This is a genomic window from Brevibacterium sp. ACRRH, assembly GCF_022346365.1.
Taxonomy (GTDB): domain Bacteria; phylum Actinomycetota; class Actinomycetes; order Actinomycetales; family Brevibacteriaceae; genus Brevibacterium; species Brevibacterium paucivorans.
In genome coordinates, this window is the sequence record NZ_JAKRMN010000002.1 from 149,559 (window position 1) to 170,450 (window position 20,892).

Below are 20,892 nucleotides of genomic sequence, written 5' to 3' on the forward strand. Positions count from 1 at the left end.
AATGAACAGCACGAACGAATCTCAGACTTCCATGCATAGCCAACGCACGACATGTGCAATCGCGGGCGGAGGCCCAGCAGGCCTGGTTCTAGGCCTGCTTCTGGCTCGCGCCGGAGTCAAAGTCACCGTTCTTGAGAAGCACGCGGACTTTCTCAGGGACTTCCGCGGAGACACCGTCCATCCGACTACCATGAGCCTCCTCGACGACCTCGGCCTCTTCGAGAGATTCAACGAACTGCCACAGTCCCGGATCACGGAGGCTCAGATCACCGACGAGAACGGTGAGGAGGTGCGGATGGCCGACTTCACTCGGCTTCCGTTGCGTCACCCCTACATCGCAATGGTTCCCCAATGGGACCTCCTCAACCTCATCGCCGAGGCAGCCGCGCAAGAACCGACGTTTACCCTGCTAACCGAGCATGAGGTAACCGGTGTGGTCAAAGAAGGCGGACGGGTCGTCGGTGTTGAATACTTCTCACCCGACGGTGATGGTCAACTCCTAGCCGACCTCACCGTTGCCTGCGATGGCCGATGGTCAGCTGTCCGTCAATCGACCGATCTTCCATCCAAGGAATTCCCTGTCGACTTCGATGTGTGGTGGTATCGCCTGCCCACCACCAAGAAGACCGCCGGATCGCTCCTCCCTCGGATGAAGAACGGAAACGCCGCCATCGCAATTCCACGCGAAGGCTATCTTCAAGTGGCCCACATCGGGCGAAAAGGCACCGACGATGCCATTCGAGCCAAAGGGATCGAAGCTTTCCGTGCACAGGTCGCAGACCTCATGCCCGAGTTCGCAGACAGCACCAAGTGCCTGGAGTCAATGGACGATATCAAACACCTCGATGTACGTCTCGATCGTCTGCGTCGCTGGCATGGTTCAGGGGTGCTCTGCATCGGAGATGCCGCCCACGCAATGTCCCCGGTGGGCGGAGTCGGCATCAACCTCGCAGTCCAGGACGCAGTCGCTACAGCACGCCTACTGGCAAAGCCGCTGTCTGCCGGCGAGTTGAGCCGCCCGGAAGGCGATCGCGCCCTGCCTCGCGTCTACCGTCGCAGGATCGTTCCCACCGTCATCGTCCAGCAAATGCAGCGTCTCCTGCACTCCGGAGTTGTCATGCCCGCTCTCAACGGGAAGACCATGACGCCGTCCAAGCAGCTCAGTGCGGTGGTGAAACGTATTCCAGCTCTGACCGCTATCCCTGCGTTCCTCGTTGGCGTAGGGCCCCTGCCTGAGAAGGCGCCGAAGTGGGCACGTCGGCCGACCTTAAACAAGCGGCATGAGCCCGAGGTGGCAGCGACCCGCTGACGCAGAGAAGACTCGGCAGTCTCCGCATCGAACTTGCGGAGACTGTCAAGACATCTGCCGGTTCTGCGGGTTGAGGTTATAGGCAAGCGGAACAACGCAAGAGCCCTGGTGGGTTATCCCACCAGGGCTTTTGTTCTACGAGTGCTGTCTCACTAGCTTCTCGAGTGGAGGTAAGGGGACTCGAACCCCTAACCCTCTGCTTGCAAAGCAGATGCGCTACCAATTGCGCCATACCCCCAAGCGGTGAAATCTACTCTATACCGAGTCGGTGTAAGATTTCCACTCCTGGTGGCCACGCTGTCGCTGTGATCTTAGTCGCAACACGCAACCCAGAAGGGCCGCTAACAGTGTGACCGGCAACCATTTCTTCACGTCGTTTCCTCCGATCGGATGTGGTTACGTGGGCCTACCTGGACTTGAACCAGGGACCTCTTCATTATCAGTGAAGCGCTCTAACCGCCTGAGCTATAGGCCCTGAACCGAAAATCTAATATACACACGTTTCCAACACTTTGCAAAATACGTTCTCGCACACCCCAAAAACAACTCTCGCCCGGACACTGCACACAGCATCCGAGCGAGAGCTCACAAACTCACCCAGCCTCAACCGCCAGCCAGGGCCACGGCCACAAAATCAACCTCAGTCGTCGACCAGCGTCAAGCGGAATCCGCCCACCATCTTCGCACCGATGTTGTACAAGAACCCAAACAGCGTCGCTAGCGCCGTCATGAGCACCACGTTCACCACGGCCAGAATCACAGCAAAGCTCACAACCGGCCCAAACCCAAGCAACTTCAGCATCTCTTCTGCCGACTCAGGTCCCGCAATCTCACCCATGGTTCCGCGGATGCTCTCCAGCGTTCCCGTCGCCTGCATCACCAGCCACAGAATAATGAACGCCACAATCGTCGCAATCCCCAGCGCCACCGACAGCAACAGCGCCATCTTCGACACCGACCACAGGTCAACGCTCGCAACCGTCAGGTTCACGCTCCGCGGCCCGGACTTCTTGTTGCCCTTCATCTTCACGCCGGCAGAACTTGCGCGCACGCCATCCTTGGACTTTTTCGCTCCGCTTGTCTGTGCAACGTTGGAGTGGTCCGGCCCGGACCCTGTCTGGTTTGCCGTCGCCGAGGTCGCAGCACCTGCCGCCGCAGACGCACCAGCGCCTGCCCCGGCTGCAGCACCCACACCACCGACCTGCGTTGGAGCGGACCCACGCTCAGCCTGCGAGGACGACTGCGATTCGCCACCTCGGTCACGGGACGTATCCGGCCCCGAACCCTGCTGGGTTGGCGCCTCGGAGCCACGTCCGGCCGTACCGCCACCGGTACCACCAGTACCGCCACTACCAGATCCGGCCGAGGTCGCTACCACCTGCGTCTGCCCGGCGTCTGACTTGGAACCACCCAAGCGCACACCTTGCGACGTGGAGCGCACACCCGAGCTCTTTGGTTTGGAAGCGTCAGAGGTTTTCGCGTCAGAAACGTTTTGAGGGTTGCCTGATGCACCACCACTCGGCGCCTGGGCAGGTTTTGCTGGCTTCTCGGGCTGTGCCGCCTTTGCGGACTGACCGGCCTGCCCTACCGGACCAGTCTTCCCAGTTTGCCCCGCCTGCTTTGGCTTCTCCGCCGGCTTCCCCACCTGGCCACGCTGACCAGCTTGACCAGCTTGCGCCGGCTGCTGTGCCTGCGCCGGCTGAGCACTGCCAGCCACAGACGTTTCACGCTTGTTTTCAGCAGCACCACTCTGCGACTGACCAGTGTCAGACGATCCCGCCGTCAAACGGGTCTTCCCTGCTGAGGTCCTGAGGATCCTTGGCTTGTTCTCGTTATCGCTCACTGGTGTCCATCACCTTCGTCTGCTGATTGGTTTTCCGCTGACTGGCCGTCCTGAGTCGGCTCCGACTGGTCCGAGTCTACTGACTGGCCATCATTCTCAGCGTCAGAAACCGTACCTTCTTCGACTTCATCCAGAATGTCTTCAGCTTCCGGTCCCCGAGTCACCGCAATAATACGGTCCTTCTTACCCGGCTTCGCAAACACGACTCCCATCGTGTTACGTCCCTTCGCGGGAACCTCGTCGATCTTAGAGCGCACAACCTTGCCCATTTCCATGACAACAAACACGTCGTCACCTTCAGACACGATCAGTCCGCCAACCAGATCTCCGCGCTGCTCAGTGATTTTAGCGACCTTGATTCCGAATCCGCCACGTCCCTGCAAACGGTATTCCTCAACCGGGGTGCGTTTTGCGAATCCGGCCTCCGTCACCACGAACACGTACGTGTCTGGAGTGAGGACGTCCATGGTGAGCAAGGTGTCGTCACCTTTGAACTTCATTCCGGTGACGCCCGAGGTGGCACGCCCCGTTGGCCTGATTGTCGAGTCGTCCGCGGTGAACCGGATCGACATGCCTTTACGGGACACCAGAAGCAGGTGGTCGTCAGCGTCAACCAAGCGCGCTGAAACCAGTTCGTCTGGCTTTCCATCTGCCATTTCGCGCAGGTTGATCGCAATGACACCACCCGTACGGTTGGAGTCGTATTCAGACAACCGCGTCTTCTTCACCAGACCAGACTTCGTAGCAAGCATCAAGTACTGCGCCGCGTCATAGTCCGGGATCGACAGGACTTCCGCAATCTCTTCATCCGGCTGGAGCGCCAACAGGTTCGCAACGTGCTGACCCTTAGCGTCACGCATACCTTCTGGCAGCTCATAAGCTTTTGCCCGGTACACACGCCCTGTGTTGGTAAAGAACAACAGCCAGTTGTGCGTCGACGTTACGAAGAACTGCTCCACCACATCGTCCCCACGCAGGCGGGCACCCGTGATGCCCTTACCACCTCGGTGTTGGGCCCGGTACAACGCAGACTGGGTGCGCTTTGCATACCCTCCACGAGTAATGGTGACGACAACTTCCTCTTCAGGGATGAGGTCCTCCATGGACACATCCCCGTCGAACCCAGCAAGAATCTTGGTACGGCGGTCGTCGCCGTAACGCTGCACAATCGCGTCAAGCTCTTCCGAGACGATCTCACGCTGACGCGCAGGCGTTTCCAGGATGTCGTTGTAGTCCTTGATCAGCTCTTCGATCTTCTGCGCTTCTTCTTCAATCTTGAGACGTTCAAGCGCTGCAAGTCGACGCAACTGCAAGTCCAAAATCGCATTTGCCTGGATTTCGTCGACGTCCAGCAGCTCCATCAGGCCGGTTCGCGCCTCATCTGAAGACGGCGAACGGCGAATCAAAGCAATCACTTCGTCAAGAGCAGACAGAGCCTTGAGGTAACCGCGCAAAATGTGCGCGCGTTCTTCTGCCTTCTTCAAACGGAAGCGTGTACGACGCACAATCACGTCAATCTGGTGCTTCACCCACAGGCGCAAGAACGCGTCAATGGACAAGGTACGCGGCACGTTGTCCACCAGCGCCAGCATGTTCGCCGAGAAGTTTTCCTGCAGCTGCGTGTGCTTGTACAGGTTGTTCAGCACGACCTTTGCGACCGCATCGCGCTTCAGGACAATGACCAACCGCTGACCGGTACGTCCAGAGGACTCGTCACGCAGGTCAGCAATACCTGCGACCTTGCCGTCTTTCACATACGACGCGATCTTGTTCGCCAACGTATCTGGGTTCACCATGTATGGAAGTTCGGTCACCACCAGGCACGTGCGCCCCTGGATCTCTTCTACTTCCACAACTGCACGCTGCGTGATCGACCCACGGCCGGTACGGTAAGCGTCTTCAATTCCCTTGCGCCCCAAAATTGTGGCGCCGTTGGGGAAGTCTGGCCCCTTGATGATGCCCAGTAGCGCTTCAAGCGCCTCTTCGTTTGTGGCATCTGGGTGCGACAAAAGCCACTGCGCACCGGCTGCTACTTCCCGTAGGTTGTGCGGCGGAATGTTGGTAGCCATACCCACCGCAATACCGGCCGAACCGTTGACCAGCAGGTTTGGGAACCGAGCCGGCAGGTACACAGGCTCTTGGTTACGCCCGTCGTAGTTGTCCTGGAAATCAACCGTGTCTTCTTCAATGTCACGCACCATCTCCAAGGACAGTGGCGCCATCTTGCATTCGGTGTAACGAGGAGCAGCCGCCCCGTCATTACCAGCCGAACCGAAGTTACCCTGCCCGTCGATGAGCGGGTAGCGCATGGCCCACGGCTGAACCAAACGCACCAATGCGTCGTAGATCGCGGAGTCACCGTGTGGGTGGTACTGACCCATCACGTCACCCACAACACGTGAGCACTTGGAGTAGTTGCGATCAGGACGGTACCCACCGTCGTACATCGCATAGAGAACGCGACGGTGAACCGGCTTCAAACCGTCCCTGGCGTCGGGAAGTGCACGTCCCACAATCACACTCATTGCGTAGTCCAAGTAACTACGCTGCATTTCAAGGTTGAGGTCAACCTTTTCAACCCGTGAGGCCACTACACCTTGTGCGTCTTCCGGTGTCTGGTCCTCACCGTGAGTTTCGTCGGCCACTTAAGCCCTCCTCGTGTCTGAACGCTGACTCGCACCCGCGAGCTGGCAACGTCGTATGTCTTAAATGTCTAGGAAGCGAACGTCTTTTGCGTTCTCTTGAATGAAGCGTTTGCGCGAATCGACGTCATCGCCCATCAGCACCGAGAAAATCTCGTCTGCCACCATCGCGTCGTCCAACGTGACCTGCTTGAGCAAACGGTTATCAGGGTTCATGGTGGTCTCCCACAGTTCGTGGTAGTTCATTTCACCCAGACCCTTGTAGCGCTGGATACCCAGTTCCTTTGGCAAGCGCTTCCCGTTGGCACGCCCATCGGCCAAAAGCGCGTCACGTTCCCGGTCTGTGTACGCAAATTCGTCCGACGCATTCGACCACTTGATTCGGTACAGCGGCGGAGTCGCCAAGTACACGTGACCACGCTCAATAAGCGGCTTCATGTAACGGAAAATCAACGTGAGCAACAGCGTGGTGATGTGCTGACCGTCAACATCGGCGTCGGCCATGAGCACAATCTTGTGGTAGCGCAGTTTCTCCATGTCGAATTCGTCGCCGATTCCGGTTCCGAACGCCGTAATCATCGACTGCACTTCCAGGTTCGACAGCGCGCGGTCCAGCCTGGCCTTTTCAACATTGAGGATCTTTCCACGCAGAGGCAAAATCGCCTGGGTCAGCGGGTCACGACCCTGCACCGCCGAACCACCAGCGGAGTCACCCTCCACCAAGAACACTTCCGAAATCGACGGGTCCTTCGACTGGCAGTCCTTGAGCTTTCCGGGCAGACCCGAAGATTCCAGCAGCGACTTCCTGCGCGTCGCTTCGCGTGCCTTACGGGCAGCGAGCCGTGCTTGAGATGCCTGGATTGCCTTGCGTACGACCTCTTTGGCTTGCATGGGGTTGGATTCCAGCCAGTGGCCGAGGTGGTCGCGGACTACCCGCTGCACGAACCCGCGAGCTTCAGAGTTCCCCAGCTTGGTTTTGGTCTGACCTTCGAACTGAGGCTCACCCAGTTTGATTGAGATAACAGCCGTGAGTCCTTCGCGGACATCGTCACCAGTGAGGTTGGTGTCCTTTTCCTTGAGGAGCTTTTGCTCACGCGCGTACGCGTTGATCAGGTTGGTCAACGCAATGCGGAAACCTTCTTCGTGGGTTCCACCTTCGTGAGTGTTAATCGTGTTCGCGTACGTGTGAACCGATTCTGCGTAACTCGACGTCCACTGCATGGCCACTTCGAGCGCAATGGTTTCGTCAGTGTCTTCAGCCTCGAAAGAAATGATGTCTTCGTGAACGGGCTCGGACTTCTTCGTAGAGTTCAAGTACTGCACGTAATCAAAGAGTCCGTTGTCATACTTGAACGTGACTTCACGTGGCTTGAACTCTTCTTCTTGTTCTTCAAGCTGAACGTCGTCGTCGTTGACCTGTTCTGCGCGTTCGTCGCGCAGAGTAATACTAAGTCCCTTGTTCAAGAACGCCATCTGCTGGAAGCGAGCGCGCAGCGTTTCAAAGTTGAACTGGACGGTGTCAAAAATCTCCTCGTCCGGCCAGAACGTAATGATGGTTCCGGTGTGATCGGCCACTTCGCCCTTGGTGACCTCACCCGTAGGCACACCGCGCTCGTAGCTTTGGCGCCACACGTAGCCGTCACGGTGGACTTCTGCATCCATTTTTTTCGACAGCGCGTTTACCACGGAAGAACCTACACCGTGCAAACCACCGGACACTGCGTATCCACCGCCACCGAACTTACCTCCGGCGTGCAAGATCGTCAGAACCACCTGCAAGGTGGGGACCTTCTCAGTGGAGTGCATGGCAACCGGGATACCACGACCTCGGTCTTCTACCCGCACTCCCCCATCAGCCAAAATGGTGACGTGAATCGTGTCGTTAAACCCGGCCAGAGCCTCATCAACCGCGTTGTCGACGATTTCATAAACCAGGTGGTGCAGACCTCGTTCGGATGTTGACCCGATGTACATACCGGGACGCTTACGAACCGCTTCTAAACCTTCTAGGACGGTAATATCGTCCGCGTCATAATGCCGGTTGTCGTCCGCTGTCATGGGTCTCCTCGTCTGAACAATACGTACTGCTCAATAGTATCGTGTTCGCGACCCTCATACCTTTATATAAGGCGTTTAAACCGGGCAAATTTGGAAGTTTATCCCGATTCACACACCGCCCCTTAGCTCTACGGGTGTGCGGCCGTTATTTGGGCGTTCAGAGCTTTCACAAATTGCGGACTATCCGTACGTGTTCGTCACGCCTGTTACCCGTACGTGTCCCGGGGACCTCTGCCCTTGACCGAACGGCGACCACGTTTCCACGATTTCTGCGCAGGCCCCATGATCTCAATCTCATCAATGACTCGCCGGCCCAGCTCTTTTTCCAGCCGGTCCAAAAGCATGGCCGACATCACGCGCATCTGCGTGGCCCACGTGCTCGAACTCGCGCGCACCACCAGCTTGGGTGGTTCGCAGATCACCGGCACGCAGTGCTCGGCGACGTTGGCGCCCACAAGTTGCGGCCACCTACCCATCAACTCACCCACATCGAGCTGGGTCTTCCACCCAAACTTCTTCGTCAGCGCAGCCAGGCTGGCCCCCAACTTCTGCGGATCCCGGGGATCCTTACCGGGTCCGGAATAAACGACCTCGGCGCGGGTATAACTACGCCACGAACGCTGTACGCCAGCTGCCAAGTCCGCCCCGTCTCCCATGCGACGCACCCGGTCCAACGCCTCCAAAACCGCCACCGAGGTGGTGGGATCCCCCAGGGTGTACTCCCCCACTACGCGTCCTGCAGGTCAATGATAGTCGAGTGCAAGGACTCTGGAACGTCGCCGGGGACGGCTGCCGTGATAAGGACCTGTTGCGCGGGTTCGAGCATTCCCGCCAGCCTGTTGCGGCGACCTTCATCAAGTTCAGCGAAAACGTCATCGAGGACCAAAACAGCGGAGTCGTCTGGGCCACTGTTGTCCTCTTGTAATACGTGCCAGCCGGCCAACTTCAACGCCAACGCCACTGACCACGACTCACCGTGCGAAGCGTAGTGTTTAGCCGAAACTCCGCCGATCTCCAGTTCAAGGTCATCGCGCTGCGGCCCGACTAGGGTCAGTCCACGGTCAATTTCGGGAACCCGCCTGGCCTGAAGCGCTTCAATAATTGCGTTCTTGGCATCAGTGGCATTTTCGATATCCGAATAATCGATCCGCGAGGAATAGCTCGCGCTGACCGTTTTGCGGTCCTCGTTGGCATCCTGAGCCAGGGTGCCGAAGTCGTGCTGCAAAGGTTGAGTCAGTCGCTTCACCAAGTCCATTCGCCCCACCACCAGCTGGGACGCAGCCTCGGCAAATGCCTCATCCCAAATGGCAAGCGTTGCTTCAAGACCTGGATCGCGGTTATTTTTCAGTTCCTTTAATAAGGCGTTGCGTTGCTTGAGCGCTCGGTCAAAGTCGGCTCGCACGGCCACGAATCTAGGCGACTGAGTCACCAATAAATCATCGAGGAAGTCCCGGCGCTGGGCCGGCTCCCCTTTCACCAGGCCCAAGTCTTCGGGCGCGAACACCACACATGGCAAAAGACCAACCAACTCACGTGGCCGCACCGACTGCCGCTGAATACGAGCCGAATTCGCCCCTTTTGCACGAACGGTGACTTCTAAGGCCAACTGACGGGCACCTCGGTGAGCAAGAACGGCAACCGTCGCCTCATCACATCCGGACCTCACCAACGGCAGATCCTGGGAAACCCGGTGTGACTTCAAATGCGAAACATAAGCCAACGCTTCGACAAGGTTGGTCTTCCCCCACCCATTAGGGGCCACGAACGTGCTCACGCCCTTTTCTAGAGCAACGTCGAAGGACTCGTAAGATCGAAAGTTACGCAGACGCAGCTGCGAAACCCACATGTTTAACCTCGCTTAGAAACGCAGAATCGGCATGAGCAAGTAGCGGTAAGCCGAATCGACTTCACCGTCCGGTTCCTGCATACCAGAAATCACCACTGGTTTCTTAGGGTCAGTCAGGCTGAAGCGCACATACGGGGTATCAATTGCGTTGAGTCCCTCGGAAATGTAGTTCGGGTTGAAACCGGTGAGAATGTCGCCGCCCTCGATTGTGGCCGGAAGCGCTTCGCTCGCCTGCGCGTCATCCCCAGCGCCGGCGCGAAGAACAAGAGAGCCATCAGCGAACTCAAACTTGATAGGAGTGTTGCGTTCAGCGACAAGTGACACACGGCGAACTGCTTCGCGCAGCGCTCCCACCTGCAGAACAGCCGAAATTGTCGACTCCTTGGGGAACAACGAACGCACCTTGGGATAGTCACCTTCGATGAGAAGCGAAGTCACTACTCGGCCTTCAGACGAAAACGCCAGCATTTCCTTGCCGTTGGATTCCGCCAGCGAGATTTCGACATCGCCCGACATTGACTTGGCAACCTCGGTGAGCGTCTTACCGCGAAGCAAAGCGTTTGCAGAGAAGTCCGGTGTGCGTGGGTTCCATGTGAACTGGCGAACGGCCAGACGGTAACGGTCAGTTGCCAACAACGTGACTTTGTCACCCTCAATCTCGATACGAACACTCGTCAGAATAGGCAGAGTGTCGTCACGGGACGCAGCCACGGCAACCTGTGACACTGCGTGCTGGAATGTGGATGCACTCACAACACCCGTGGTGTCAGGGATTGTTGGCAGGTCAGGGTATTCCTCAACCGGCATGGTCATGAGCGAGAAGCGCGACGAACCACACGAGATGTCCACTTTGCCGTTGTTCAGTTCAAGAACAACCTGCTGAGGTGGCAACGCACGCGCAATGTCAGCCAAAAGGCGACCAGAAACCAGGAACGTTCCAGGCGCGTCAACTTCAGCTTCGATCGTGATGCGCTGGGAAACTTCCCAGTCGTAGAACGCCAAGCGAACAGTTCCGTCGCTTTCAGCAGTGACCAAAACACCTGTGAGAACAGGGATGATTGGACGCTGAGGCAAGTTCTTGGCTGCCCAAGTAACTGCGTCGGCAAAGACGTCACGTTCAACTTTGAACTTAACGGTGTTGTCTGCGTTCACGTCTCTCCCCAAAGTTCGTACTTATTCGCAGATTGCAACTTTACACGCCGGTTATACCCCGGGCAATTTTTTGTAGTTTGTGGCTCGCAGTTCGGTTCTCTGCAGGGCGCGGCGTCGCTTCTTGTAACTCAACTTGGAAATATTTGCAGTAGTAGGCGCTGTGGAAATTGTGGAATTACATGAATGTCATCGAGCTTTTATGCGCTCAAACGACATTTGTGCCGTGTGTACATGTGTGTGCGTAAAGATCCACGTACCAGTGGACGCTTGTGAGTTACATCGAGGTAGTTACACAGACATCCACCGACGGTAGTGAAAAGTTCATTCATCTCCCCACAGGAAGACATCTACTTTGCACAGGCTTTTCCACAATTGTGAACAACGTCTCTTGTGTGTTAGTTGCGTGCGTGCGCACGTTTAGAGAGGTCGCCCTCCCCGGGGCCAGTCCCCGGGCACAGACGCGAGTATGAACCCTAGAGCCGGTGCTGTTGCTTGATCCGGTTGGTGAGTTCGGTGACCTGTGTGTAGATCGCACGACGTTCAGCCATCTGCGTACCAATTTTGCGGTTGGCGTGCATAACCGTGGTGTGGTCGCGCCCGCCAAAGGCTTCACCAATCTTGGGAAGCGACAGATCCGTGAGTTCACGACACAGGTACATGGCGATCTGCCGAGCAGTCGTCAACGTGCGCGAACGACTCGACCCCTGTAAATCCTCGATCGACAGGTTGAAGTACTGAGCGGTCTGCCCCATGATGTCGGTCGCAGTGATTTCAGGCGTTTCATCATGGGTGATGAAGTCCTTCAAAACTGTTTGGGCAAGTCCCACATCAATGACTTGTTCATTGAGGTTCGAGAACGCGGTGACACGAATGAGCGCCCCTTCCAGTTCTCGAATGTTTGAGGAAACTCGCGAGGCGATGAACTCCAAGACCTCATCTGGCACGGCCAGGTTCTCATTAGCGGCTTTGTTCCGAAGAATCGCAAAACGAGTTTCGAGGTCCGGCGGCTGGACATCGGTAAGAAGCCCAGACTCAAACCTTGAACGCAGACGCTCCTCAAAGCCTTTCAGCATTTTTGGTGGCTGGTCAGACGTGATGATGACTTGCTTGTTTTCCGCGTGCAGAGCGTTAAAGGTGTGAAAAAACTCTTCTACCGTCGCGTCCTTGCCCTGCAAGAACTGGATGTCGTCAATCATGAGGATGTCGACTTCCCGGTACCGGCGCTGGAACGCAGGACGCAATGTGTTCGAGGTCACCTGCGATCCAACCGTGTTAATGAAGTCGTTCACAAACTCCTCACTGGACACGTATCGCACCCTGATCTTGGGATACAGCTGGAGTGCATAATGACCCACCGCGTGCAACAAGTGGGTCTTGCCCAGTCCCGAATCCCCATAAATGAACAGCGGGTTGTACGCCTTGGCGGGTGATTCGGCTACCGCAAACGCGGCTGCATGAGCGAAACGGTTGGACGCACCGATAACGAAACTGTCGAACGTGTACTTGGGGTTCAGATCTGAGCTTCCCACCTCGGGAAAGTCTGCAGACGCTGCCAGCGTAGGTTCAGCGGGTGCCACGGCCGGGGGTTCCGGCGCCGAGGTCGTCGCAGGTTCCTCTGCGGGTGCGGGGTCCGTGTTCATGTTGGAATCCAGCGCGAACGCGAACGACACGTGCCTTCCCAGAGCCTCGCTGAAAGCCTGCCCCAGCGGTTGCCGGAGTTCCCGCTCAAACGTGTGGCGGGTCAGGTCGTTGGGGACCGAGATCACCACCAAGTCTTCAACGATCGCTTTGGGTGCTGCTAGTCCCAAAAAGCCTTTCAAGCGGGGTTGAAGTTGAGAGTCGGCGCGCATTCCTTCAACGACATCCGTCCAGATCTGTTGAAGGTTCTCGTTTTCGTTGCTCATGTGGTTCCTAAAGGGTGCGTGAACACACGTGTGGATAGAGATAGTTCTACTTCCACATAGTTTTCCACACAATGTGGAATTCTCAACCCGTCACCCTTGAATTATCCACATCGGTGGACAAGCTTGTGGATAACTACATGGTTGTCATTTGTGGAAGGCGGTGTTTATAACCCTGTTTAAGTACACTGATGTAATTGAAAAGAAGACTTGATGTGTACATCAGGTAAAGCGAGAACCGCTCACGCAAAGCACACATGACGAGAATGTGAACCTACGCACCTTTGAGACCGTATGGTTTGACCAACCAGTCGCACACGCTTTATGCTGGAGTGTCCTGTGTTGCGGGCCTTTGCATGATGTGACTGATTCGGCCTGGTCGCAGGAGCGCCGTAGATCGCGCACCGTGCCAGCCCATGGCACCGCAAAACAGTTTCGACATAGACGGAGAACTAAAGTGAGCAAGCGTACCTTCCAGCCAAACAACCGTAAGCGTGCCAAGACCCACGGCTTCCGCCTGCGTATGCGCACCCGCGCCGGACGCAGCATTCTTGCTGCTCGTCGTCGCAAGGGTCGCGCTAACCTTTCAGCCTAAGTGTTACCGGTCGGGAACCGGGTTCGGAGCTCTGAGGACTTTCGGCGCGCATTTCGCTCCGGTCTGAAGGCCGGGACCCGGAACCTGATCCTTCACGTAGCACTCGACTCGGAATCCCACGCCCCGCGCGTGGGGTTTGTTGTCTCTAAAAGTATTGGAAATGCGGTTACTCGTAACCGTGTGAAACGTCGGCTACGTGCCATTGCACACGAACGATTGACGCAGATGTCTCCAGGCATTTACGTGGTACGGGCGCTCCCCCAGTCATCTCGCAGTGAGTTCATTCATTTAGAACGTGACTTCGACGTAGCGCTGAGTCGCGTACTGCCAGAGGACCACCAGTGAAGAGCTTGGAAACCACGCCGTCATCGCTTCCTCCGTGGCCACGTGGCGTGTGGGCGAAGATCGGTCATGCGTGCGTGATAGCGCCACGGATGCCGGCGGTATGGTTTATGCGCGGGTATCGCGGAACTGTGTCGAAACTATACGGGAACGTGTGTAAGTACTACCCCACGTGTTCCAAGTACGCACTGGATGCGTTCGAAGTTAAAGGTTTGTTTATGGGGTCGGCCATGACAGTATGGCGACTGCTCAGGTGTAACCCCTTTTCGCAAGGTGGCGTCGACTATGTACACGGGTCGGTGCTTCACCAGCGGAGTTTGGAAATGAAGCGAGCGAACAATGGCACAATGGTGCCTGACGCTTTTACAGATGACGCTTCTCGCAGCGTCTAGGAGATTACTACATGGACTGGCTAGGCAAGCTACTTCTGCCCATTGAGTGGGTCGTCGCATGGATTCTTGCATTCTTCCACATGGCATTCACCGCGTTGGGAATGAGCCCAACGGCCGGGTGGACGTGGGTCGCAGCGATTGCAGGTTTGACCATCGTTGTGCGTGCTGTGCTGATTCCGCTGTTTGTCTACCAGATCAAGGCGCAGCGCAAGATGCAGCTCCTGCAACCAGAAATGATGGAGCTGCAAAAGAAGTACAAGGGTAAGCGCGACCAGTTCTCCAGGCAGCAGATGGCAGAAGAACAGCAGGCGCTGTTCAAGAAGCACGGAACTAACCCATTTGCTTCATGTTTGCCACTCTTGGTTCAGATGCCCATCTTCTTCTCGCTGTTCCGCGTTATTCGCAACACTGAAGGAATTGGCAACGGCGACATTCCGCCCATCGGTGGTCTAACTCAGGAGCTGGCAAGCCAGGCGACCCACGCTTCGATTTTTGGCGTCGAACTTTCCGACACTTTCCTTCAGGGTGATCTTGGAACTAAGGTTCTCACCGCGATCCTGATTGTGATCATGGGTGTTACCCAGTTCATCACTCAACGCCAGATCATGGCCAAGAACATGTCTGAAGCAGCCATGAACAACCCGTTCATGCAACAGCAGAAGATGCTTTTGTACATGATGCCAATCATCTTCGCTGTGGGTGGTATTTACTTCCCGCTTGGTCTGATTGTGTACTGGCTCGTTTCAAACGTATGGACCATGGTTCAGCAGTTCATCGTGATTCGCAATATGCCTACCCCCGGTTCTAAGGCCGAAAAAGAACTCATTGCTCGTCGTGAGCGGCAGGGTAAACCGCTTCCTAAATCAATGCAGCCGAAGAAGGCCGCTGAGACCGAAGCAAAGCCTAAGTCCGGCCAGCGTCAACAACCCATGAGCAAGGCTCGTCAAAAGAAGAAAAAGAAGAAGTAGAGAAGCATGACTGACGAAATCGTTGAAAAGAAGCCCACACGCGCCGAACTTCTTGAAGAAGAAGGCGACATTGCCGCTGATTACCTCGAAGAACTGCTCGACATCGCTGACCTTGACGGAGACATTGACATCGACGTCAAAGAAGGTCGCCCACAGGTCGCCATCATCTGCGATGAGAAGGACTCGAACCTTTCCACTTTGGTAGGCAAAGAAGGTCGCACACTCGCTGCCCTTCAGGAGTTGACTAGGTTGGCCGTTCAGTCTGCCACCGGTCAGCGCTCTTGGATGATGCTGGATATCGACGGTTTCCGCAACCGTCGCCGTGACGCGTTGAAGGAAATGGCGCGCGAATACATCGAAAAGGTGAAGGCATCAGGCGAACCAATTTCGCTTAAGCCCATGAACTCGTTCGAACGTAAGGTCATTCACGATCAGGTTTCCAAAGCCGGTTTGGTTTCCGAATCGGAAGGCGAAGGCGACCGCAGGCACGTGGTTATCTCCGCTGAATAATGATGTCTCAGATAGAACCAGTACCCGCGTGCGCGGAACAGATCTTTGGAGAACGTCTCCCCCTTGCCCGCACCTATGCCCAACACTTGGCGACCACTGGTGTGGAATGGGGCCTGATTGGCCCGCGAGAGCTCGATAGGTTGTGGACCCGTCACATTCTGAACTGCGCAGTTGTTGCTCCCCTTATCCACGATGATGACGTTGTGGGTGATATTGGTTCGGGTGCTGGTCTACCTGGCCTTGTCTTGGCCCTTGCACAGCCGCAAGCATCATTCGTGCTCATTGAGGCTATGGAAAGGCGCGTGGATTGGCTACGGATGGTTGTCGACGACTTGGGCCTCGACAACGTTCGTATTGTCCGAGGTCGCGTTGAAGAGCTAGTTGACGAAGAAGTCTTCACAGTTGTGACTGCACGCGCTGTCAAAGCCTTGAACGTACTCGTTGAATGGGCCGCGCCAGTACTTGGCCCTAACGGCAGGTTGCTGGCGCTCAAGGGACAGAAGGCCCAAGAAGAGATCGACAAAGCCAAGAAGGTTCTTAAGCGACACAAGATGACTCCCCCGGTGATTAAGCAGATGGGTGAAGAGTTCCTCGAGATCCCCACACGAGTAGTGGAAACAACTCGTCGATAATAGAATATATGTTCTAAACGAGTACTGCGTGGCTCGCTTTGCGGTGAGGCTTTGACGCTCCGCTTTTCAGTGTTTCACGTGAAACATTTCCTGATTGAACTGTCATAAACATGGCTCTGCACGTGGCTTAGAATGGAGTAGTTACGATACGAACGGAGTCAAAATGCCCATTTTGGATGATTCGACTCCCCTAGGCGCCGAGATCGCTCGCAACAACAAGCGAGCTGAGCGTCTAGCGGCGAAGCGCTTCCCCAAACCGCAGAGTACACGCATCTTCACCATCGCAAACCAAAAAGGTGGAGTCGGAAAAACGACGACAACTGTAAATATTGCGGCTGCATTGGCTAAGCACGGGTTGCAGGTTTTGGTCATCGACATTGATCCGCAAGGCAATGCGAGCACAGCCCTCGGGATCGAGCACTCAACTGACGTGAATTCGGTATATGAGGTGCTTCTTGATGGCATGAGTATGGCCGAGGTGGTCGGCGAGTGTCCCGACATTTCGGGATTGAGCGGTGTTCCAGCAACGATTGACCTTGCCGGCGCAGAAATCGAGTTGGTATCGGTACACGCTCGTGAGTTCCGCCTGAAGCGTGCGCTTGAATACTACTTGGAACTGCGAAAAGCAGACGGAAACCCAGTGGACTATGTGTTCATTGACTGTCCCCCAAGCCTGGGGTTGCTCACCGTTAACGCATTTGTCGCTGCGGAAGAAGTGCTGATTCCGATTCAGTGTGAATACTACGCTCTGGAAGGCCTTAGCCAGCTGCTTAAGAACATCCAGCTTATTCAAAAGCACCTGAATCCACAGCTGTCGGTGAGCACGATCCTTTTGACGATGTATGACGGACGCACAAACTTGAGTTCGCAAGTAGCAGAAGACGTTCGTGCGCACTTTCCTCAGCAAACGCTGAACACCCCTATCCCCCGCAACGTACGTATTTCAGAGGCGCCTTCCTATGGGAAGACCGTCATAACTTATGACCCAAACTCTTCCGGAGCGCTCTCATATCGAGAGGTAGCGGAGGAAATAGCTGAACGAGGAGCACAGAATGGCTGAGCGTAAACGAGGACTAGGGCGCGGGATCGGTTCGCTCATTCCTGATGTGATCAACGAGGACCGTCCTGTCGATGTGTTTTTTCCTCAATCCAAGAAGAATGTTTCACGTGAAACATCCAAGGACCCCGCGGAGTCGATGAGACAGTCTCGCGCTTCAAAGAAGCCACTCCCCCGCAAGTCCGACGAGAAGGTCCAAAAACCGGAAACCAAGACTGCGTCAAAGTCCAAGTCTTCGACGAGATCACCATCGAAATCGTCGAAAAGCCGCGATGTTTCACGTGAAACAGAGTTAGTGGAAGTTCCCGGCACTGTGTTCGGAATGCTGAAACTGGAGACCATAGCGCCAAACCCACGTCAGCCACGTACAGTATTCGACGAAGATGACCTCGACGAGCTTGTCACCTCGATCCAAGAGGTGGGAGTTCTGCAACCCGTAGTGGTTAGAGTTGTTGATACAAAGAAGCCAGCGTATGAGCTGATCATGGGTGAACGAAGGCTACGCGCCTCCAAGTTAGCTGGGCTGACAGAAATTCCAGCTATTGTCCGGGAAGTAAGTGATGACGACCTGTTGCGCGACGCTCTGCTTGAAAATCTGCACCGATCAGACCTCAATCCGCTTGAAGAAGCCGCGGCATACCAACAATTGCTAGACGACTTTAAATGCACACAGGAAGAGCTGTCAGAAAGGATCGGGCGGTCGCGTCCGCAAATTGCTAACACACTGCGCCTTCTTCGTCTGCCGGGATTGGTGCAGCGTCGGGTAGCAGCAGGCGTTTTGTCTCAAGGGCATGCGCGCGCGTTGCTTGGGCTGGACGACCCGTCACACATGGAAGAACTTGCACAACGGATCGTCGCAGAGGGACTTTCTGTTCGCGCAACTGAAGAAGCAGTTATTCTGCTGAATCTTGGAGAACAGAAGAATGTTTCACGTGAAACACGAAAGCAGGACCCAGAACTGGCTACACTCGCACAGAATGTCGGGGACAAACTCGACACGAAAGTGAACATTGTGATGGGGAAGCGGAAGGGCAAGATCACCGTTGACTTCGCTAATCAAGAGGATCTAGAGCGAATCCTGAAGGTCTTAGGACTTAGTAAGTAAGCGCAGACAACAAAAAACCGCCGGTCGCTATGACCGGCGGTTTCTCTATTGTGTACTATCGCTTAGCGAACAAGTTACGCATCTCACGAATCGTTTGAACGTTGAGCGTACCTGTGTCGTGGTCATTATCTTTGTGGAGGAACAACCGCTGAACGGCGACTGAAACGCCTTCAGCGATCGAGTCGCGCACTGAAGTTTGAGAAAGCAGTTCGCAGTCGTGTGCATTAGACATGTATCCAGCAAACACCTGGACCTTAGGAGCATCGACGTTTCGCAAGCTCTTCCATGTGCGAGCATGAACGCCACAGTCCAGAAGCGATGTGCGAGCTACGACTTCGCGGTGAACGAGACCACCCAGAGAACGGCCAATAGGGGAGACCATATTGGAATCCTTGTGCTGGCCAAAGTAGAAGGTAGCAATGCCGTTTGGGGCAGGGGAGAGGGCGTGGTCCTGGTTCACGGTGACGACCGCAGCGGCGTCGAGATCATCCGCCAGATGCGGCTTGTCACTTGGGATGTGTACGATCGACGCTCCAAGAGCACCCAATCTGCCCTCTACACGTGAAGCGATGTCGCCACTCCAGATTCTCTCCTGTTCGAGAGCTTCTGAGGTGGCAGTAGTATTTACAAAATCGCGTGCAGTTGTACCGGCCTCAATCACAATGGTGCGCCCGCTCAATGACTCACCAGAAGCAGTTACACGTGCGCGTTCTTGGAGTGCCCACAGATTGCCATGCGACGACTGGCGATACACAGCCGAAAGGGCTGACAACGTGGACGGTCCAACGATGCCATCGGGGGAGAGGCCCAGTTCCTTCTGGATTTCTCGCACTGCGTTATATGTAGCAGGCCCAAACTCAAAACTGACTGATTCGGTATAGACACCCAAACGCGAAAGCCGGTGTTGAAGCTCAGTGACATCGTCACCCTGCAATGGACGCACTGGGTCATATCGAAGGACACGGTCACCCAGCTTGTAGCGCGCAATATCAAGCTCCTTGTGCGTCTCGGGTCCAATAACGCCGTCGACAACGATTCCACGTGATTGCTGGAAGCTACAAATGACAGATTCGAACTGGTGATCGAATAATTCCGACGAGGGGTCGCACTCATAACCCAACCGCTGAAGCTGGGCTTTGACTGTTGCGACTAACGGGCTCGAATCGCCCGGACGGATCGTGAAAACTGTCGTGCTCCTTATCGTGAAGAAGGGTGCCTGTTGAGTTTATAACAGGCACCCTGAAAGAGTTCTCAACGAACTAGCCGATGAATTCGGCCAGTTCCTGCTCCAATGCCGGCTTTGGACGTGCTCCAACGATGGTCTTGGCGACCTCGCCACCCTTGAAAACGTACAACGCTGGAATGGAGGTGATGCCGTACGCCGAGGCCGTTTCCAGGTTCTCGTCGGTGTTCAACTTCACGACTTTGAGTTTGTCGGCTTGTTCCTGGGCGATTTCGTCAACGATTGGGCTCACCATGCGGCATGGACCGCACCATGGAGCCCAAAAGTCCACAAGAACAGGAAGGTCACTCGAAAGGACTTCTTCCTTGAATGTTGCGTCAGTAACTTCCTGTGCCATGTTTTCTCCTTTGCTTATGACTGATCGGTGAGTTGGGCTAGGTAGTGTTCAGCATCAAGGGCTGCCACACAGCCAGATCCTGCTGCTGTGACTGCTTGACGGTAGACGGGGTCAATGACATCACCTGCTGCGAAAACACCTTCGACGGACGTCTTGGAAGTACGTCCATCAACGGCCAGGTAGCCGTCTTCGCGCAGATCAAGAGTATCTTTGAACAGATCAGTGCGTGGGTCTGAGCCGATTGCTACAAACAAACCCGTGACTGGCAGTTCCGATTCTTCCCCGGTGACTGTATTGCGAACGGTCAGTCCGGTCACGGAGGTGTCACCGTTGATACTTGCCACCTCGGAATCCAGGAGGAACTCCAACTTGGGGTCTTCTTGAGCGCGCTTTTGCATAGCCACTGAAGCACGGAATTCCTGCCTGCGGTGGATGAGTGTCACCTTTGAAGCGAAACGGGTCAGAAAGGTCGCTTCTTCAAGTGCGGAGTCGCCTCCACCTACAACCGCGATGTGCTGGTCCTTAAAGAAGAAACCGTCACAGGTGGCGCACCAGCTCACACCGTGTCCGGATAGCTGGTCTTCACCGGGTACGTTCAAGTGACGGTAGGCCGATCCCGTAGCCAGAATGACTGCTTGCGCTGTGTATTCGCTTCCAAGTGCGGTGGTCAGCTTGTGTGCTCCTGGTGCGAAGTCAATCGAAGCTACGTCGTCATACACGACCTGTGCACCAAAGCGCTCAGCTTGCTGGCGCATGTTCTCCATGAGGTCCGGCCCCTGGATACCTTCTGGGAACCCGGGGAAGTTTTCGACATCAGTGGTGTTCATGAGTTCACCACCGGCTGTCACTGATCCGGCAATAACGACGGGGGATAGGCCGGCACGGGCAGCGTAGACGGCGGCAGTGTAGCCGGCTGGCCCTGAACCTACGATGACGAGTTGTGTCTGAGTCATTGATCTC

General features: G+C 55.7%; 19 protein-coding genes and 2 tRNA genes. 9 read left to right on the top strand and 12 right to left on the bottom strand.

What is annotated here, in order from left to right; all coding sequences use genetic code 11:
• Positions 1–31: 31 nt before the first annotated feature.
• A complete protein-coding gene (locus tag MHX53_RS02885) occupies positions 32–1,309 on the top strand; it encodes an FAD-dependent oxidoreductase (protein WP_102239420.1) in 1,278 nt (425 codons plus the stop codon).
• 165 nt (positions 1,310–1,474) lie between these two features.
• Here the strand turns inward: MHX53_RS02885 and MHX53_RS02890 are convergent.
• From MHX53_RS02890 to dnaA, 9 genes are all read right to left on the bottom strand, one after another.
• Positions 1,475–1,547 (bottom strand) — tRNA-Ala (locus tag MHX53_RS02890).
• Positions 1,548–1,710: 163 nt separating this feature from the next.
• Positions 1,711–1,784: transfer RNA gene (locus tag MHX53_RS02895), tRNA-Ile, on the bottom strand.
• A gap of 165 nt (positions 1,785–1,949) precedes the next feature.
• On the bottom strand, positions 1,950–3,152 hold the full coding sequence (locus MHX53_RS11755; RefSeq protein WP_239271228.1) for a DUF3566 domain-containing protein: 1,203 nt from the start codon (positions 3,150–3,152) through the stop codon (positions 1,950–1,952).
• Entirely contained in the window at positions 3,149–5,743 is a 2,595-nt protein-coding gene (gene gyrA, locus MHX53_RS02905; protein WP_239271305.1) for a DNA gyrase subunit A, read from the bottom strand. The genes MHX53_RS11755 and gyrA overlap by 4 nt, the downstream gene beginning before the upstream one ends.
• A 114-nt stretch (positions 5,744–5,857) precedes the next feature.
• Positions 5,858–7,852, bottom strand: a complete 1,995-nt coding sequence (gene gyrB / locus MHX53_RS02910; protein WP_239271229.1) for a DNA topoisomerase (ATP-hydrolyzing) subunit B — start codon at positions 7,850–7,852, stop codon at positions 5,858–5,860.
• A gap of 206 nt (positions 7,853–8,058) precedes the next feature.
• The gene (locus MHX53_RS02915; protein ID WP_204515214.1) at positions 8,059–8,580 is read right to left on the bottom strand and encodes a DciA family protein; all 522 of its coding nucleotides are present in this window, start codon (positions 8,578–8,580) and stop codon (positions 8,059–8,061) included.
• Entirely contained in the window at positions 8,580–9,698 is a 1,119-nt protein-coding gene (gene recF / locus MHX53_RS02920) for a DNA replication/repair protein RecF (protein WP_239271230.1), read from the bottom strand. Before recF ends, MHX53_RS02915 begins: the two co-directional genes overlap by 1 nt.
• Positions 9,699–9,710: 12 nt before the next feature.
• Positions 9,711–10,850, bottom strand: coding sequence for a DNA polymerase III subunit beta (gene dnaN / locus MHX53_RS02925; RefSeq protein WP_239271231.1), 1,140 nt, complete (start codon positions 10,848–10,850; stop codon positions 9,711–9,713).
• Positions 10,851–11,323: 473 nt separating this feature from the next.
• A complete protein-coding gene (gene dnaA, locus MHX53_RS02930; RefSeq protein WP_102239428.1) occupies positions 11,324–12,754 on the bottom strand; it encodes a chromosomal replication initiator protein DnaA in 1,431 nt (476 codons plus the stop codon).
• A 454-nt stretch (positions 12,755–13,208) separates the two neighbouring features.
• Here dnaA and rpmH point away from each other — a divergent pair, with 454 nt between their 5' ends.
• The 8 genes from rpmH to MHX53_RS02970 all read left to right on the top strand — a co-directional run bounded on the left by rpmH (position 13,209) and on the right by MHX53_RS02970 (position 18,352).
• Positions 13,209–13,346 (top strand): 50S ribosomal protein L34, encoded by a 138-nt coding sequence (gene rpmH, locus MHX53_RS02935; RefSeq protein ID WP_102239429.1) that lies wholly within the window; start codon positions 13,209–13,211, stop codon positions 13,344–13,346.
• Entirely contained in the window at positions 13,347–13,691 is a 345-nt protein-coding gene (gene rnpA, locus MHX53_RS02940) for a ribonuclease P protein component (RefSeq protein ID WP_102239430.1), read from the top strand.
• Positions 13,688–14,080: a membrane protein insertion efficiency factor YidD gene (yidD, locus tag MHX53_RS02945; RefSeq protein ID WP_204515211.1), complete on the top strand. Its 393-nt coding sequence runs from the start codon at positions 13,688–13,690 to the stop codon at positions 14,078–14,080. Before rnpA ends, yidD begins: the two co-directional genes overlap by 4 nt.
• 11 nt (positions 14,081–14,091) lie before the next feature.
• Positions 14,092–15,048: a membrane protein insertase YidC gene (gene yidC, locus MHX53_RS02950; RefSeq protein WP_239271232.1), complete on the top strand. Its 957-nt coding sequence runs from the start codon at positions 14,092–14,094 to the stop codon at positions 15,046–15,048.
• A 6-nt stretch (positions 15,049–15,054) separates the two neighbouring features.
• Positions 15,055–15,558 (top strand): R3H domain-containing nucleic acid-binding protein, encoded by a 504-nt coding sequence (locus tag MHX53_RS02955; protein ID WP_102239433.1) that lies wholly within the window; start codon positions 15,055–15,057, stop codon positions 15,556–15,558.
• Between the two features lie 2 nt (positions 15,559–15,560).
• Positions 15,561–16,190, top strand: a complete 630-nt coding sequence (gene rsmG, locus MHX53_RS02960) for a 16S rRNA (guanine(527)-N(7))-methyltransferase RsmG (RefSeq protein ID WP_239271233.1) — start codon at positions 15,561–15,563, stop codon at positions 16,188–16,190.
• Positions 16,191–16,353: 163 nt separating this feature from the next.
• Positions 16,354–17,250, top strand: a complete 897-nt coding sequence (locus tag MHX53_RS02965) for an AAA family ATPase (protein ID WP_239271234.1) — start codon at positions 16,354–16,356, stop codon at positions 17,248–17,250.
• Positions 17,243–18,352 (top strand): ParB/RepB/Spo0J family partition protein, encoded by a 1,110-nt coding sequence (locus MHX53_RS02970; RefSeq protein ID WP_239271235.1) that lies wholly within the window; start codon positions 17,243–17,245, stop codon positions 18,350–18,352. Before MHX53_RS02965 ends, MHX53_RS02970 begins: the two co-directional genes overlap by 8 nt.
• Positions 18,353–18,407: 55 nt before the next feature.
• Here MHX53_RS02970 and MHX53_RS02975 read toward each other — a convergent pair whose 3' ends face one another.
• Genes MHX53_RS02975 through trxB form a run of 3 tightly spaced genes read right to left on the bottom strand, consistent with a single transcriptional unit; the run spans position 18,408 to position 20,885 of the window.
• Positions 18,408–19,553, bottom strand: a complete 1,146-nt coding sequence (locus tag MHX53_RS02975) for a peptidoglycan-binding protein (RefSeq protein ID WP_343212350.1) — start codon at positions 19,551–19,553, stop codon at positions 18,408–18,410.
• 58 nt (positions 19,554–19,611) lie between these two features.
• On the bottom strand, positions 19,612–19,932 hold the full coding sequence (gene trxA, locus MHX53_RS02980; protein WP_204515207.1) for a thioredoxin: 321 nt from the start codon (positions 19,930–19,932) through the stop codon (positions 19,612–19,614).
• 14 nt (positions 19,933–19,946) lie between these two features.
• Positions 19,947–20,885: a thioredoxin-disulfide reductase gene (gene trxB, locus MHX53_RS02985; protein WP_102239439.1), complete on the bottom strand. Its 939-nt coding sequence runs from the start codon at positions 20,883–20,885 to the stop codon at positions 19,947–19,949.
• Between the last annotated feature and the right edge of the window lie 7 nt (positions 20,886–20,892).